General features: G+C 62.7%; 16 protein-coding genes. 4 read left to right on the top strand and 12 right to left on the bottom strand.

All coding sequences use genetic code 11. The features are described 5' to 3' along the window. Positions 1–5: 5 nt before the first annotated feature. Both ACE3OV_RS05975 and ACE3OV_RS05970 read right to left on the bottom strand, forming a co-directional pair. On the bottom strand, positions 6–569 hold the full coding sequence (locus ACE3OV_RS05975) for a PilN domain-containing protein (protein ID WP_374325994.1): 564 nt from the start codon (positions 567–569) through the stop codon (positions 6–8). Then, positions 566–1,651: a pilus assembly protein PilM gene (locus ACE3OV_RS05970; protein ID WP_374325992.1), complete on the bottom strand. Its 1,086-nt coding sequence runs from the start codon at positions 1,649–1,651 to the stop codon at positions 566–568. The genes ACE3OV_RS05975 and ACE3OV_RS05970 overlap by 4 nt, the downstream gene beginning before the upstream one ends. Positions 1,652–1,810: 159 nt before the next feature. Between ACE3OV_RS05970 and ACE3OV_RS05965 the strand changes: the two genes are divergently transcribed. Next, on the top strand, positions 1,811–4,156 hold the full coding sequence (locus tag ACE3OV_RS05965) for a penicillin-binding protein 1A (protein ID WP_374325991.1): 2,346 nt from the start codon (positions 1,811–1,813) through the stop codon (positions 4,154–4,156). Here the strand turns inward: ACE3OV_RS05965 and cyaY are convergent, their stop codons facing one another. Further along, complete coding sequence (cyaY, locus tag ACE3OV_RS05960) at positions 4,157–4,468, bottom strand: iron donor protein CyaY (protein WP_374325989.1); 312 nt, start codon at positions 4,466–4,468, stop codon at positions 4,157–4,159. It abuts the gene before it with no gap. A 42-nt stretch (positions 4,469–4,510) separates the two neighbouring features. On the opposite strand from cyaY, the gene ACE3OV_RS05955 reads away from it, so the two are divergent. The 3 genes from ACE3OV_RS05955 to ACE3OV_RS05945 are packed head-to-tail and all read left to right on the top strand — an operon-like array spanning position 4,511 to position 6,266. Then, on the top strand, positions 4,511–4,639 hold the full coding sequence (locus ACE3OV_RS05955; protein WP_374325987.1) for a lipoprotein: 129 nt from the start codon (positions 4,511–4,513) through the stop codon (positions 4,637–4,639). Beyond that, positions 4,636–5,895, top strand: a complete 1,260-nt coding sequence (gene lysA / locus ACE3OV_RS05950) for a diaminopimelate decarboxylase (RefSeq protein ID WP_374325985.1) — start codon at positions 4,636–4,638, stop codon at positions 5,893–5,895. The genes ACE3OV_RS05955 and lysA overlap by 4 nt, the downstream gene beginning before the upstream one ends. Positions 5,896–5,903: 8 nt before the next feature. Then, on the top strand, positions 5,904–6,266 hold the full coding sequence (locus tag ACE3OV_RS05945) for an RNA-binding S4 domain-containing protein (RefSeq protein ID WP_374326239.1): 363 nt from the start codon (positions 5,904–5,906) through the stop codon (positions 6,264–6,266). Here the strand turns inward: ACE3OV_RS05945 and ACE3OV_RS05940 are convergent. From ACE3OV_RS05940 to dapF, 9 genes are all read right to left on the bottom strand, one after another. Continuing rightward, the gene (locus ACE3OV_RS05940) at positions 6,263–7,135 is read right to left on the bottom strand and encodes an AEC family transporter (RefSeq protein WP_374326238.1); all 873 of its coding nucleotides are present in this window, start codon (positions 7,133–7,135) and stop codon (positions 6,263–6,265) included. The two genes, ACE3OV_RS05945 and ACE3OV_RS05940, sit on opposite strands and share 4 nt — an antisense overlap. A gap of 88 nt (positions 7,136–7,223) precedes the next feature. Further along, a complete protein-coding gene (hslU, locus tag ACE3OV_RS05935; protein ID WP_374326237.1) occupies positions 7,224–8,549 on the bottom strand; it encodes an ATP-dependent protease ATPase subunit HslU in 1,326 nt (441 codons plus the stop codon). An 11-nt stretch (positions 8,550–8,560) separates the two neighbouring features. After that, positions 8,561–9,097 (bottom strand): ATP-dependent protease subunit HslV, encoded by a 537-nt coding sequence (hslV, locus tag ACE3OV_RS05930; RefSeq protein ID WP_374325983.1) that lies wholly within the window; start codon positions 9,095–9,097, stop codon positions 8,561–8,563. 12 nt (positions 9,098–9,109) lie between these two features. Beyond that, positions 9,110–10,402, bottom strand: coding sequence for an STAS domain-containing protein (locus ACE3OV_RS05925; protein ID WP_374325981.1), 1,293 nt, complete (start codon positions 10,400–10,402; stop codon positions 9,110–9,112). An 84-nt stretch (positions 10,403–10,486) separates the two neighbouring features. After that, complete coding sequence (locus ACE3OV_RS05920; RefSeq protein WP_374325979.1) at positions 10,487–11,680, bottom strand: class I SAM-dependent rRNA methyltransferase; 1,194 nt, start codon at positions 11,678–11,680, stop codon at positions 10,487–10,489. A gap of 75 nt (positions 11,681–11,755) precedes the next feature. Continuing rightward, a complete protein-coding gene (locus ACE3OV_RS05915) occupies positions 11,756–11,908 on the bottom strand; it encodes a hypothetical protein (protein WP_374325977.1) in 153 nt (50 codons plus the stop codon). Positions 11,909–12,002: 94 nt separating this feature from the next. Continuing rightward, complete coding sequence (gene xerC, locus ACE3OV_RS05910) at positions 12,003–12,896, bottom strand: tyrosine recombinase XerC (RefSeq protein ID WP_374325975.1); 894 nt, start codon at positions 12,894–12,896, stop codon at positions 12,003–12,005. Beyond that, a complete protein-coding gene (locus ACE3OV_RS05905) occupies positions 12,893–13,564 on the bottom strand; it encodes a DUF484 family protein (RefSeq protein WP_374325973.1) in 672 nt (223 codons plus the stop codon). The genes xerC and ACE3OV_RS05905 overlap by 4 nt, the downstream gene beginning before the upstream one ends. After that, positions 13,561–14,391, bottom strand: a complete 831-nt coding sequence (gene dapF / locus ACE3OV_RS05900; protein ID WP_374325971.1) for a diaminopimelate epimerase — start codon at positions 14,389–14,391, stop codon at positions 13,561–13,563. The genes ACE3OV_RS05905 and dapF overlap by 4 nt, the downstream gene beginning before the upstream one ends. Positions 14,392–14,400: the final 9 nt, after the last annotated feature.

Here is a 14,400-nt window from a genome sequence, read left to right as displayed (position 1 = left end):
CGGGCTCATTGTTTCGCCCCCTCAAGCGGCACTCGGGTCAGCGTGAAATCCATGCCAAACTCGTTGACCCTGCGACCATCGAGAACGACGGCCTTGGTTTCGATAAGACGCGGATTTTCCAACCAAGGAGAGCCGTCAATATTGCGCATCAGTGCCGAGACTCGCGCATTGGACTGGGCGTAGCCTGTCACATTGACTTTCAGGCCTTCCTGTTTCATGGACTTGAGATAGACCCCTTCAGGGACCTGGCGCACCATTTCACTCAACAGGTGCACCGTCTCGCCACGGTCGCGCTGCAAGTCCTCGATTACCTGTTTACGCGCCAGCAAGGCTTGCGTTTGCTCTTTCAGGCGCTTGATTTGCGTCAGCTGCTTGTCAAGAACGGCAATTTCTTGCTTGAGAAAATCATTCCTCTCGTTCTGCGCCTGAATCTGCGCATCAATCAGCGAGTAAATCGCAAATGCGACAAGGACGCCAAGCACCAGCACCAGCCCGGCCAGAACGTAAAACTGTTCGCGCCTGGCCTTTCTGGCCTGTTCACGATGTGGCAATAGGTTGATACGTATCATGCTGGATCAAACCTCCGCAAGGCCAAACCACAGGCCACCATCATGGACGACGAGTCTGCCAGCAGATTTCGCGCCCGAACCCGATCGGACAGCAGCATGTTGGCAAACGGGTTGGCAACCAGTGTATTGAACTGTGTTCTCGTCGCCACGACTTCGTCAATCCCGGGAATCACCGCACATCCGCCTGCCAGGACGATGTGGTCCACCTGATTGAACTGCGTCGAGGTAAAGAAGAATTGAAGCGAGCGCGAAACCTCAAGCGCCAGATTTTCCATGAACGGATTGAGCAACTCCGCCTCATAGCCTTCCGGTAGATTCCCCGAGCGCTTCGCCAACTCAGCCTCTTCAATTGCCATTCCATAATGGCGGGATATATCCAGGGTCAATTGACTGCCGCCAAACGCCTGCTCGCGCGCATAAACCTGCTGGCCGTTGCGCATGACCGTGAGGTTCATCACATTGGCGCCGATATCAACCAATGCGACCACCTGATTCTTGCCACCCTCGGGAAGCTGACGCTCGACCAGTTCAAACGCCGCCAAGGTAGCAAACGACTCGACATCGACGACCGCAGCCTTAAGCCCGGCCGCCTCGGCAACCGCCACCCGATCTTCGACCCGCTCCTTCTTCGACGCGGCGATCAACACCTCGACCTCGTCAGGAACGGAAGGCGCCGGCCCCAGAACCTGATAATCCAGATTCACGTCGTCAATAGAAAAGGGAATGTACTGATTGGCTTCAGTCTCGACCTGAACTTCCAGATCCTCTTCCCGCAAGCCGGCCGGCACTATGATTTTCTTTGTAATCACAGCCGATGCGGGGAGCGCCATCGCAACGTTACGTGTCGACGTCCCGAGACGCTTCCAGGCCCGTTTGACCGCCTCCACCACGGCGTCGAGGTTCGCAATATTGCCATCGGAAACAGCATCCTTTGGCAACACTTCTATGGCGTAACGCTCAACGCGATAGCCATCCCTCCCGTTAGCAGTCAACTCGACGAGCTTTACAGCCGACGAACTGATGTCGAGCCCCAGCAGAGGGCGCGCCTTGGGATTAAGTAAAGCTGAGATATCGAAGCCCACCACACCCCCAGAAAGTCCTTACGGATTACGATCTTAGAAGAAAAACCAATAATTCACTTCAGATGCTAACAACAAGCCACTGCAGTGTAAAGCTCTTTTATACCCCGAAATGACCTCAGCGTATAATGCCGACACACTTGCCACACACGACAACAATCCATGCCCCGTGCGCTTCGCCTACTCCTTTACCCCATCATCGCTCTCGTTGGCATCGCTCTGGTCGGCCTGGCCATCGCCATCATTGTGATTGCCCTGGCCTACCCAAACCTGCCCTCGCTCGAAGTACTGACCGACTACCGCCCCAAGATTCCGTTACGCATCTACACCGCCGACGGTCACCTCATTGGCGAATTCGGCGAAGAACGACGCGCTGTTGTAGCGATTTCGAAAGTCCCAGCCATCATGAAGCAGGCGATCCTCGCGGCCGAGGACGATCGTTTCTATCAGCACATGGGGATCGATTATACCGGAATCATACGAGCTGCCACCTCGAACCTGATCAGCGGCGGAAAAAAACAAGGCGCCTCCACAATCACGCAACAGGTCGCCCGGAATTTCTTTCTGACTTCCGAGAAAACCTACACACGGAAACTCTACGAAGCCTTGCTGTCGCTGAAAATTGAAAGCAGCCTGAGCAAGGATCAGATCCTTGAGCTATACATCAACCAGATTTTTCTGGGGCAGCGCGCTTACGGCTTCGGTGCCGCCGCCCAGATCTATTTCGGCAAATCACTGGACAGCGTTTCGATCGCTGAGGCCGCCATGCTGGCAGGGCTGCCCAAAGCGCCATCAGCCTACAATCCTATTGCCAACCCCCGACGCGCCAAAATCCGGCAGCAATATGTATTGCGCCGCATGCTGGAGCTTGGCTTCATCTCTGACGCGCAACATGAACAGGCACTCAAGGAGCCACTGGTCATCAAACGCGAACTTTCCGAATACGCGGTGAATGCCGAATTCGTGGCCGAGATGGCGCGCCAGCTTGCCGCCGACAGTTTCCCGGAAGACGTGTATACGCGCGGCATGAAAGTCTACACGACCCTGCTCCGTGCCGATCAGGAAGCAGCCTATCGTTCGCTACGCAAGGGCGTGATGGACTACGACCGCCGCAACGGTTATCGCGGCGCGGAGTCCTACATCGACATGAGCAGCCTGACTTCCGACCAGGACGAAACCATCGACATCCTGCTCCAGGACATCCACGATGCCGGCGACCTGCGGCCTGCGCTGGTCTTGCAGACCGGGCAGAACACAGTGCAGGCTTACGTCAAAGGTGGCGAGTTGCTGACCCTCTCGGGTGAAGGAATGCGCTTCGCCCAACGGATGCTCGACGACAAGGCCCCCCCCAACAAACGCATCCGGCGTGGCGCCATCATCCGGGTGATCAAGGACGAGGCCGGCAAATGGTCGATCTCCCAACTCCCCGAAGTGGAATCGGCCTTTGTCGCCATAGACCCCGCTGACGGCGCCATCCGGGCACTGGTCGGCGGTTTCGACTTCAATCGCAACAAGTTCAACCACGCGACCCAGGCCTGGCGACAGCCGGGATCCAGTTTCAAGCCTTTCATTTATTCCGCAGCGCTGGAAAAAGGCTTCCACCCCGGCAGCATCGTCGAAGACGAACCGATCGTCATCTCCGCCGGGGAAACCGGCTCCCAGGCCTGGCAGCCCAAAAACTACGACGGCAAGTACGATGGCCCCATGCCGCTGCGCACCGCCTTGGCAAAATCGAAAAACATGGTTTCCATCCGCTTGCTGCAAGCCATAGGCACGCAGTATGCCCAGGACTACATCGGCCGTTTCGGTTTCGACACGGCGAAACACCCGCCCTATCTGACGATGGCGCTGGGCGCAGGCTCGGTCACTCCATGGCAAATGACCACCGCCTATGCGGTATTCGCCAACGGCGGTTTCCGCATCACACCTTATGTGGTCAGTGAAATCCGCGACGAAAGGAACCGGGTTCTTGCTGTCGCCAAGGCCGCCAAAGCCGGAGATGAATCGATCCGGGCGATCGACGCCCGCAACGCCTTCCTCAGCGACTCGATGATGCGCGACGTCACGATCTACGGGACTGCCGCCCGCGCCTCCAGCCAACTGAAACGCCGCGACCTGGCAGGCAAGACCGGAACGACCAATGAATACGTCGATGCCTGGTTCTGTGGCTACCAGAAGACCGTAGCCGGCTGTGCGTGGGTCGGCTTCGATCAACCGCGCAAACTGGGCAGCAGGGAAACCGGCGGTGTCGCCGCGCTGCCGATCTGGATCGGCTACATGGCGACCGCGCTGAAAAATGTCCCTGAGGGATTACCCTCGCCGCCCCCGGGCCTGAGTTCGGCACCAGATGCCGATGGTGCCGGCCGCGAACTGATTTATAGCGAGAACCTGCCGAAGACGGCGACAGAAACCCCTGCGGCGGTAGGCGAGCAAGCACCACCGCCGCGTTCCGAAGCCGCTACCTCAAGCTTGCCGCAGGGCGTCCGTCAACTGATGGGCCCGCAGTGATCAGGAAAAACTGACCGACTCGCCGGCCTGCTGGCTGGCGAGCGCCGCCAGTTTAGTCAGCAGCGGGGAAGCATCGCGGGTATCGAGCCACTGCCCGCCATCCCAGCGAAAATGGAAGCCGCCGCTACGGGCGGCGACCCAGATTTCCCGGGCGACGCCATGGCGATTGACGATGATCTTGCTGCCATCGTCGAACTCGATTTCAAGCACACCACCCGCGACGATTTCAAAATCGATGTCGGCACGTTCGAGCCCCGCTTCGATCTGCTGCAAAGCCTGATCAGCCAAGGCATTGAATTCTTTGTCATCCATCGTGTGCTAACATCCCGCTCTTCGCAGACCGCGACCGAAACCATGTCCCGAATCGCTGCCGTACTGATCATCCTGAGCCTTGCCGCCTGCGGCATGAAAGGCCCGCTCGAATTGCCGCCCAAGGGCGGCGCGGCAGATGTTAGCACGGCTCAACGCAGCCCCGCCCGATGACCCACTTTGCCCTCAAGAACGGCGTCCTGCACGCCGAATCCGTCGCCCTGCCGGGCCTCGCCGAACGGTTCGGCACGCCTGCCTACGTCTATTCGCGCGCCGCGCTGAGCGCAGCGCTCAAGGAATTTCACGACGTCCTCGGCGCCCATCCGGCCGGTGCCGGCGCGCTCGTCTGCTACGCCGTCAAGGCCAATTCCAACCTCGCCATCCTCAACCTGTTCGCCCGCCTCGGCGCCGGTTTCGACATCGTTTCCGGCGGTGAGTTGCAGCGCGTCCTGGCCGCTGGCGCCGATCCGCAGAAGGTTGTCTTCTCCGGCGTCGGCAAGACGGCGGCGGAAATGAAGCTGGCGCTTGAAGCCGGCATCTTCTGCTTCAACATCGAATCGATCCCGGAAATCGAGCGCCTCAACGAGGTTGCCGGCCAGCTCGGCAAGACCGCGCCAGTCAGCCTGCGCGTCAATCCGAACGTCGATCCGAAGACCCACCCGTACATCTCGACCGGCCTCAAGGAAGCCAAGTTCGGCGTTGCCTACGACGACGCGCTGGCGCTTTACCGCCGCGCCGCCGCGCTGCCGAACATCGCCGTCGCCGGCATCGACTGCCACATCGGCTCGCAATTGCTCGATCCGTCGCCGTTTGCCGAAGCCCTTGACCGCATCCTGGCGCTGATCGACCAGCTCGCTGCCGAAGGCATCGCCGTGCATCACATCGACCTCGGCGGCGGCCTCGGTATCCAGTACCGCGCCGATGAAGTGCAGCCGACCGTCGCCTCCTACCTCAATCCGCTGCTCGACAAGCTGCAGGGCCGCGGTCTCAAGGTGGTGCTCGAACCGGGCCGCCGGCTGGTCGGCAACGCCGGCCTGCTGCTCACCCGCGTCGAATTCCTCAAGGAAGGCGAGGCCAAGAACTTCGCCATCATCGACGCGGCAATGAACGACCTGATGCGCCCGGCCCTCTACGAAGCCTGGCACGACATCGACCCGGTCGTGCCGCGTGCCGGCGCCACGCGCGACTACGACGTCGTCGGCCCGGTCTGCGAAACCGGCGACTTCCTCGGCCAGGCGCGGCCGCTCAACCTGCAGCCGGGCGACCTGCTCGCCGTGATGTCGGCCGGCGCCTACGGCATGGCCATGGCCTCGAACTACAACACGCGGCCACGCGCCGTCGAAGTCATGGTCGATGGCGACCAGGTGCACGTCATCCGCCAGCGCGAGACCGTTGAACAGCTCTACGCCGGCGAATCCCTCCTCCCGTAGTGGCTGGCATCCGCATCGACAAGTGGCTGTGGGCTGCGCGTTTCTTCAAGACGCGCAGCCTGGCCACAGATGCAGTCAGCGGCGGCAAGATCAAGCTGAACGGCGCGCCGACCAAGCCGGCGCGTGACGTAAAGGTCGGCGACCGCCTCGACATCTTCAATGGGGATACCCGCTGGACCGTGAGCATCCTCGGCCTGTCGGACAAGCGCGGCCCGGCGCCGGAAGCGCGCCTGCTCTACGAAGAAACCGCGGAGAGCATCGCCGCCCGCGAAGCCGAGCAGATGCGACGCAAATTCACCCAGGAACCCGCCGCCGCAATCCACGGCCGGCCGACCAAGCGCGATCGGCGGCAGATGGACAGTCTGGGCTAAAGCACCAGCGCCAGGGCCAACGGCAGGAATATCAGTGCCGCCAGATTGCCGACCAGCACGATCGACGCCACCCGTTGCGGCTCCTGTTTATAGCGCTCGGCAAACAGGAAATTGAGCACCGCCGGCGGCAAGGCGCCGAACACCAGCAACATCGCCGCGTCACGCCCTTCCAGTCCGAGTAGCTGGATGACGGCCCAGGCGATGGCCATGCCGGCCAGCGGGCGCAACAGTGCGCTGCCCACCGACAATTTCCACTCGCCGAAGGATACGTCGGTCATGCGCACGCCAAGCGAGAACAGCAACAGCGGCACCGAGACATCGCCGAGCATCTTTATGGCGATGACCAGCGGCTGCCACACGGGAATCTTCAGGACGGCCACGGCCAAGCCTGCAATGGCGGCGAACACCACCGGGATGCGCCAGAGCATCAGGATGCGTGTTTTCGGATCGAGCAGTTTGGCGCCGAAAGAGAAATGCAGCGTGTTCTCGACCATGAACAGGATCACCGCCGCCGGCAGGGCGTTCTCACCCCAGGCCAGCACGGCGAGCGGCAGACCGATGTTGCCGGAATTGTTGAACATCATCGGCGGCGCCAGCGTCTTCGCCTGCACGCCGCAGAGTTTGGCGATCGGCCAGGCGAGCAGGCCGCAGGCGGCAAGTACGAGGAAACCAGCAAGCGCCAGCGGCGCGTAAGCGACAAGATCGAAGGACTTGCCGGCCATCGCGGCAAAGACCAGCGCCGGCACGAAGACATCCATGTTCAGCCGGTTGGCCACCGCCATCTCCGGCTTGTGCTTGCGGCCGTAGAAAAACCCGGCGGCGACGATACCGAAGATTGGAAAAAGAATGGCCAGCAGGCGGAAGGTCAGGCTGCTTTCGTCCACGGTTCGGCCTCAGCAAGAAATGGGGAAGCGGATTGTGCGGGCAGCGCGGCCGCCCGCCCATCCGGAAATGCCCTTAGAGCACGTAGCGGGAGAGGTCCTCGTCGGCCGCCACTTCGCCAAGCTTGTCATTGACGTAGGCGGCATCGAGCGCAATGTTTTCCAACCCGACCTTGCCGGCCTCGAAGGACACTTCTTCCAGCAGCTTTTCCATCACCGTGTGCAGGCGACGGGCGCCAATGTTCTCGGTTTTCTCGTTCACCTGGAAGGCGATCTCGGCCATGCGGCGGATGCCATCCTCGGCGAAGTCCAGCGTCACCCCCTCGGTCGCCAGCAGCGCCTGATACTGCTTGGTCAGGCAGGCGTCGGTCTGGGTCAGGATGCATTCGAAATCGGCGACCGACAGCGAGTCGAGTTCGACGCGGATCGGGAAACGCCCCTGCAATTCGGGAATCAGGTCGGACGGCTTCGACAGGTGGAAGGCGCCGGAGGCGATGAACAGGATGTGGTCGGTCTTGATCATGCCGTACTTGGTCGACACCGTCGTTCCCTCGACCAGCGGCAACAGGTCGCGCTGCACGCCCTGGCGCGAGACGTCGGCGCCCTGCACGTCGGAACGGCTGGCCACCTTGTCGATTTCGTCGAGAAAGACGATGCCGTTCTGCTCGACCGCCTTGACGGCATCAAGCTTGATTTCCTCGTCATTGACCAGCTTGGCGGCTTCCTCATCGGTGAGCAGTTTCAGCGCATCCTTGATCTTCAATTTGCGCGACTTCTTCTTGCCGCCGCCGACGTTCTGGAACATCCCCTGGATCTGCTGGGTCAGCTCCTCCATGCCCGGCGGCGCAAAAATCTCGGCCTGCATGCTCGGCGCAGCAAGCTCGATGTCAATTTCCTTGTCGTCGAGTTCGCCCTCGCGCAACTTCTTGCGGAATTTCTGGCGGGTACCGTTATCCGTCGTCGCCGACTCCTCGGCGTAGAAACCTGGGCTGCGCGCCGGCGGTAGCAGCGCGTCGAGCACGCGCTCCTCGGCGGCATCTTCGGCACGCGCGCGGTTGGCCTTCATCGCCCGCTCGCGGTGGCCCTTGATCGCCATCTCGACGAGATCGCGGATGATTGTCTCGACATCGCGGCCGACGTAGCCAACCTCGGTAAACTTGGTCGCCTCGACCTTGATGAAGGGCGCATCGGCCAGCCGCGCCAGGCGGCGGGCGATCTCGGTCTTGCCGACACCGGTCGGGCCGATCATCAGAATGTTCTTCGGCGTGATTTCCTGGCGCAGCGGCTCGGCCACCTGGGCGCGCCGCCAGCGGTTGCGCAGGGCGATGGCCACCGCCTTCTTGGCCGCATGCTGGCCGACGATGTGCTTGTCGAGTTCGGAGACAATCTCCTTCGGGGTCATCGTGGCGCCACTCATTCCAGCGTCTCCAGCGTGAAGTTGCGATTGGTGTAGATGCACAGGTCGCCGGCAATCTCCAGCGACTTGGTGACGATTTCCAGCGGGCTCAAGTCGGTGTTCTCGACCAGCGCACGCGCCGCGCTCTGGGCGTAGGCGCCGCCCGAGCCGATGGCGACGATGCCGTATTCCGGTTCGAGGACGTCGCCGTTGCCGGTGATGACCAGCGAGGATTCGCGGTCAGCTACCGACAGCATGGCTTCCAGCCGGCGCAGCGCGCGGTCGGTGCGCCAGTCCTTGGCCAGCTCGACGGCCGAGCGCACCAGATTGCCCTGATGCTTCTCCAGCTTGGCTTCGAAACGCTCGAACAGCGTGAAGGCATCAGCAGTGCCGCCGGCAAAACCGGCGAGAATCTTGCCCTGATAGAGACGACGTACCTTTTTCGCCGTGCCCTTGATGACGATGTTGCCCAGCGTCACCTGGCCGTCGCCACCCATCGTGACGACGTTGCCCCGGCGCACCGACAGGATCGTCGTGCCGTGATATTGCTCCATGGAATAACCTTTTTAGGACTTGGGAACGATGATGCGCGCCTGCTTGTTGAGGCCGACCACGGCCATCAGCTCGGCGACGAGGTGATTCGGACTGCGGATCACGATATCCTGACCGGCAGCCTTGAACGGCGCCAGCCGATTGACCAGTTGCCCGGCCGAATAAAAATCGACGCGGCGGACCGCGGCAAAATCGATGACCGTCGGACCACCCGCTTCGAGCAGGGGAAGCAGTTCATCGAAGCGCAGCCCCTTGAGTTCGCCAGCCAGGTAATAAACCTCGTCCTTGGGTACAGCGGCAAGCGCCGTCTGTTTGGCCACGACATCCTTGGGCAGGGTTTCCCAGGACGGCGGCGACAGTTCGAAGGTGATCGCGTAATCAACCGCCTTTTCCTCGAAATGGGCTTGCGTGTCGAGCCGCTGCAGCAACTCCAGCAGCAGGCGCCAGGCAGATTCGTGCACCGGCTCACCGGTTTTCAAGCGCTCCTCGAGGCGACGCGCAAAGATGTCAGCGCCCTGCAAGGTCACCACCTTGCCGGAACGACGGGCAGCGATCAGCACATCGGCCAGGAGGCCGGCAGCGATGTCGTCGCAACCGACCAAGCGACTGCAATCGACCAGCAGATCGCCGGCCTGCTTCAAGGATGCATCGAGTTGCTGCAGTGCTTCACTGTCATCACCCGCCAGCACGCCTTGCAGCGTGAAGCCCTTCGCTGCCGAAGCCGGCCCCGCACCGGCGCCGCCAGCGTCCCGCCAGGCCGGCGGCGACATTTCACAACTACGCGCAAACTCCATGCCGAAGCGGTCAAAAGCGGCACGGTCTCCCTGAATCTGCAACAGATCGAACAACATCCGCCACAGGCGGATGCCCTCGCTCCCCGAGTAGGTCTTCAGCACACTGAGCAGCAGCGCACGTGCGGCATCGTCCTGACTATTGGCGAAGAGCACCGCCACCTGCTCGACATCGGCCTGCAGGGGATCGATATCGTGAACGACATCGATCGCCATCACCGACGAGGTGGTGAACTCACCGTCAAAATCGTCTTCCGCCGACATCGCCAGTGGCGTCCGTCCTGGCACAGGGGATGGGCTCACGGGAGGTTTCGCCGGCTTGGCCGGAGGCGGCGCTTTTACTGGCGGGACTTCCTCTACGGAAAATTCAAGATCCGGCAAAGGCTGCTCAAGCTTCTGCGGCACACCGGCCTGCGGTGGCGGCACCTTCATCTCGGGCAGCGGCGTGCGCGGGCGAGCGACGGTCGCCTTGGGCACCACCTTCTCGGGCTGCTTCTTGAAGAAAGAGAAAACCATGACCACTCCGTGTCCAGAACGGCTTTTTTAGCATGCCCTGACCGTTCATGGCAATGTTTTACAACAAAGCCGCATGCTCCCCGGTCAATCGACCTGTACCAGCAAGCCTTTCAAGTACTCGCCCTCGGGAAAATTCAGCGCCACCGGATGATCCGCCGCTCCCGCCAGGCGGCGCACAATGCGTGCTTCCCGTCCGGCGTCGTGGGCAGCGCCGGCGACGATCTTCTGGAACAGTTCGAGGCCGATGCCGCCGGAACACGAGTAGGTCATCAACATCCCGCCCGGGCGCAGCAGGCGGCAGCCGAGGACATTGATGTCCTTGTAGGCGCGTGCGGCGCGTTCGGCATGGGCGGCCGATGGGGCGAACTTGGGCGGATCGAGGACGATCAGGTCGAACTTGCGGCCGGCCTGGCGGAAATCACGCAAGGCCTGGAAGACGTCAGCCTCCTGCCATTCGGCACGCTCGGCCGGTAGTTGCGGGTTGAGTGCCAGGTTGGCGCGAGCCTGTGCCAGCGCCGGACCAGAGGAATCAATCGACAGCACATTGGCAGCGCCGCCAGCCAGCGCCTGCAGCGAGAAACCGCCGGTGTAGCAGAAGCAGTTGAGGATTTCCTTGCCGGCGGCCAGCTCACCGAGCAGGCGGCGGTTCTCGCGCTGGTCGAGGTAGAAGCCGGTCTTGTGCCCGCCGGCGATGTCGACCGCCAGGCGCACGCCGTTTTCCATGATCGAGAGCGGCGTCGCCGGCGCCTCGCCATGCAGCCAGCCGGTGGTCGGCTCCAGCCCTTCGAGGGCGCGCACTTCGGAATCCGAGCGCTCATAGACACGGGCGCAGCCGGTCGCCTTGATCAGGCCGGCGACGATTGCCTTGCGCCACTTGTCGGCACCTGCCGAAGTGAGCTGGACGACGACGGTGTCCCCGTAGCGGTCGGCGATGACGCCGGGCAAACCGTCGGATTCGGCATGGATCAGGCGCACGCCATCCTGGCCGCGCAGTTCCGGCAGCGCTTCGCGGCGGGCGACGGCGGCGGCAATGCGACGCTTGAAGAAGGCATCGTCGACCGACTCGTCAGCGTCGAAAGTCCAGAAGCGGGCGCGGATCTGCGATTGCGGGCTGTAGGCAGCACGCCCGAGCGGACGCAGATTGTCGGCCAGCACCTCGACGGTATCGCCGGGCCGGGCGCGGCCTTCGAGGCGGCCGACCGAGCCGGCGAACAGCCAGGGGTGGCGCTGCTTCATCGCCGAGCGTTCCTTGCCGGGCATCAGGATCAATTGGGCCATGTTTTTTGTCGACCGGTAAATGCAAGAAGCCCCGGTTACCTTGCGATAACCGGGGCCGGGAATGCGTGGTGCGGCTTAGTTGCCCAGCGGCTTGCGGTTGCGCTGATGGCACTCGACGGCGTACATGGTCTTGAACGTCGTCTTGCCGTCGCCCTTGAACAGGCGCTTGACGGTTTTCGAAACGCAGCGGCGTTCCAGGATGTTGCGGCGGTTGCGGTTGATGGCCATGACTGACTCCGGATTACGGCGAAATTTTGAAAGACGGGCATTATGCCGGGTTGACCGGACGGCGGTCAATTACCACTTGATTTGTTTGCCGTTTTCAGCGCTTGGCTCGTGGATGCGCCTTGTCGTAGACGCTGGCCAGGTGCTGGAAGTCAAGATGGGTATAAACCTGGGTCGAGGCAATGCTGGCGTGACCGAGCATTTCCTGCACCGCGCGCAGGTCGCCGGACGACTGCAGGACATGCGAGGCGAAGGAATGGCGCAGCATATGCGGGTGGACGTGCTGCGCCAGGCCGAGCTGCAGGGCCCGCTGCGCCAGCCGCTGTTCGACGCTGCGCGGCCCGATGCGGCGGCCGCGGGTATTGACGAAAAGCGCAGCTTCATCGGGCAAGGCCAGCGCGCCGCGCACTGCCGCCCAGGCGGCGACCGCCTGCCGGGCCGGGGTACCGACAGGCACCAGGCGCGGCTTGTTGCGCTTGCCGATGACCCGGACCTCGCCTTCATGCACGATGCTTTCAAGCGCCGAACAATCGAGGCCGACCAGTTCGGCGAGGCGCAGACCGGACGAGTAAAGCAGCTCGAACATCGCCGCGTCGCGCCGCTCGAAGAGATCGTCGGCGTCGGCCAGCGGCTGCATCAGTTGCGCCGCTTCGTCGACCGACAACGCCTTCGGCAACAGGCGCGGCGACTTCGGCGCCCGGATGCCTTCGCAGGGGTTGGCCCGGATCAGGCCGCGCGCGCCGAGCCAGGCGAAGAAGCCGCGCCAGGCCGAAAGCAGGCGGGCCAACGAGCGGCCGGAGAGGCCGCCACCATGCAGATTGGCGACGAAACGCCGGATGTGATGAACCAGCAACTGGTCGAGCGGCAGTTCGCCCGCCGCCGCCAGCAGTTTTTCCAGGTCGCGCCGGTAGTTGCTCAGCGTGTGCGGCGACAGCCGGCGCTGCCCGGCGAGTTCGCCGAGGTAGGCGTCGACCGCGGCCGCTGGCGTCACAGCGTGCTCTTGGTGACCCGTGCCAGCGCCGCCGAGACCATCTCGCCGATACGCTCGAGGTAGAGCGTCCCCATGTCGGCGTAGAAGCGCTGGGTTTCTTCGCTGCCCAGGGCGACCATGCCGATCGTGCCACCGCCGTTGCGCAGGGCGATCAGCGCCTGCGAACGGATGTGCGGCGCCGCTTCGCCGAACCAGGAAGCGGTACCGAAACCGGCGGTCGAACCGCAGTAGGGACGCGCCAGCGTCTCGGCGAACACCTGCAGTTCCTCGCTGACCGCGGCGAATTCCGGCAGGTCCTCGATGCCGGCCGGCTTGTCCCACAGGCGCAGGGCGACGTGCGGCACGGAAAAATCGTCGCGCAGGTGGAAGTTCAGCAGGTGAATCACCGCCTGGAAGGTTTCGGCGGCGATCAGCCCGACCGCCAGCCGATGCACCTTTTCGGAAATCTGGTCGTTCTCCTCGCCGAAAGCGATCAATTCGGCCAGCTTCGACTCGCTGGCGCGGTTTTTCTCGCGCAGCGTCAGCATCTGCCTTTCGGCCAGCGAAACGGCGCGCCCGCCGTGCGGATGCGGCACGAAAATCTGCGCCATCAGGTCGGCGTACTGCTCGAAGAAGCCGGGGTTGCGCTTCAGGTACTCGGCAACGTCTTCGGGAAACAAGGCGCTCATAAATCGATTTCTCCGGAAAATACCGTCTGGGCGGGACCGGTCATCAGCACCGGACGGCCCTCGCCGCCCCAGGCGATGGTCAGGTCGCCACCACGTGTGCTGACGCGCACCGGCGATTCGAGCAGGCCACGGCGGATACCGGCGACCGCGGCGGCGCAGGCGCCGGTGCCGCAGGCCAGGGTTTCGCCAGCGCCGCGCTCATAGACCCGCAGCCTGATCGCATGCTTGTCGACGACCTGCATGAAGCCGGCGTTGACCCGTTGCGGAAAACGCGCGTGCGATTCGATCAATGGCCCATGCTCGCCAACCGGCGCGCTATCCACGCTGTCAACGACCTGCACGGCATGCGGGTTGCCCATCGAGACGACGCTGACTTCCAGCGTCTCGTCGGCGACGTCGAGGTTGTATACGACCACGTCGTCGTCGTGCAGGAAAGGAATCTCGTGCGGCAGGAAACGCGGCACGCCCATGTCGACGGTGACCTTGCCGTCGCCCTCGAGACGCGGTGCGATGACGCCCTTCATCGTTTCGACGCGAATCTCGCGCTTGTCGGTCAACCCCTGCTCGTGCACGAAACGCACGAAGCAGCGGGCGCCGTTGCCGCATTGCTCAACCTCGCCGCCATCGGCGTTGAAGATGCGATAACGGAAATCGACGCCGTCCCGGGTCGGCTTTTCGACGACCAGAATCTGGTCGCAACCGACGCCGAAGTGGCGGTCGCCGAGGTAGCGCAACTGCTCCGGGGTCAGGGAAAACTGCTGGCGCACGCCGTCGAGCACGACGAAGTCGTTGCCCAGGCCGTGCATCTTGGTGAATTTGAGCTTCACGAACCGCTC

Origin of the sequence: Azonexus sp. (assembly GCF_041909095.1) — a bacterium.
Taxonomy (GTDB): Bacteria; Pseudomonadota; Gammaproteobacteria; order Burkholderiales; family Rhodocyclaceae; genus Azonexus.
The sequence above is the reverse complement of the archived record's forward strand: the minus strand, read 5'-3'. Positions and strand labels throughout refer to the sequence as shown.

What these genes read in the sequence shown, in the direction of transcription:
- ACE3OV_RS05975 (WP_374325994.1), bottom strand. Translation starts at nt 569, where the DNA reads ATGATACGTATCAACCTATTGCCACATCGTGAACAGGCCAGAAAGGCC.
- ACE3OV_RS05965 (WP_374325991.1), top strand. Translation starts at nt 1,811, where the DNA reads ATGCCCCGTGCGCTTCGCCTACTCCTTTACCCCATCATCGCTCTCGTT.
- cyaY (WP_374325989.1), bottom strand. Translation starts at nt 4,468, where the DNA reads ATGGATGACAAAGAATTCAATGCCTTGGCTGATCAGGCTTTGCAGCAG.
- ACE3OV_RS05955 (WP_374325987.1), top strand. Translation starts at nt 4,511, where the DNA reads ATGTCCCGAATCGCTGCCGTACTGATCATCCTGAGCCTTGCCGCCTGC.
- lysA (WP_374325985.1), top strand. Translation starts at nt 4,636, where the DNA reads ATGACCCACTTTGCCCTCAAGAACGGCGTCCTGCACGCCGAATCCGTC.
- hslU (WP_374326237.1), bottom strand. Translation starts at nt 8,549, where the DNA reads ATGACCCCGAAGGAGATTGTCTCCGAACTCGACAAGCACATCGTCGGC.
- hslV (WP_374325983.1), bottom strand. Translation starts at nt 9,097, where the DNA reads ATGGAGCAATATCACGGCACGACGATCCTGTCGGTGCGCCGGGGCAAC.
- ACE3OV_RS05925 (WP_374325981.1), bottom strand. Translation starts at nt 10,402, where the DNA reads ATGGTTTTCTCTTTCTTCAAGAAGCAGCCCGAGAAGGTGGTGCCCAAG.
- ACE3OV_RS05920 (WP_374325979.1), bottom strand. Translation starts at nt 11,680, where the DNA reads ATGGCCCAATTGATCCTGATGCCCGGCAAGGAACGCTCGGCGATGAAG.
- ACE3OV_RS05915 (WP_374325977.1), bottom strand. Translation starts at nt 11,908, where the DNA reads ATGGCCATCAACCGCAACCGCCGCAACATCCTGGAACGCCGCTGCGTT.
- ACE3OV_RS05905 (WP_374325973.1), bottom strand. Translation starts at nt 13,564, where the DNA reads ATGAGCGCCTTGTTTCCCGAAGACGTTGCCGAGTACCTGAAGCGCAAC.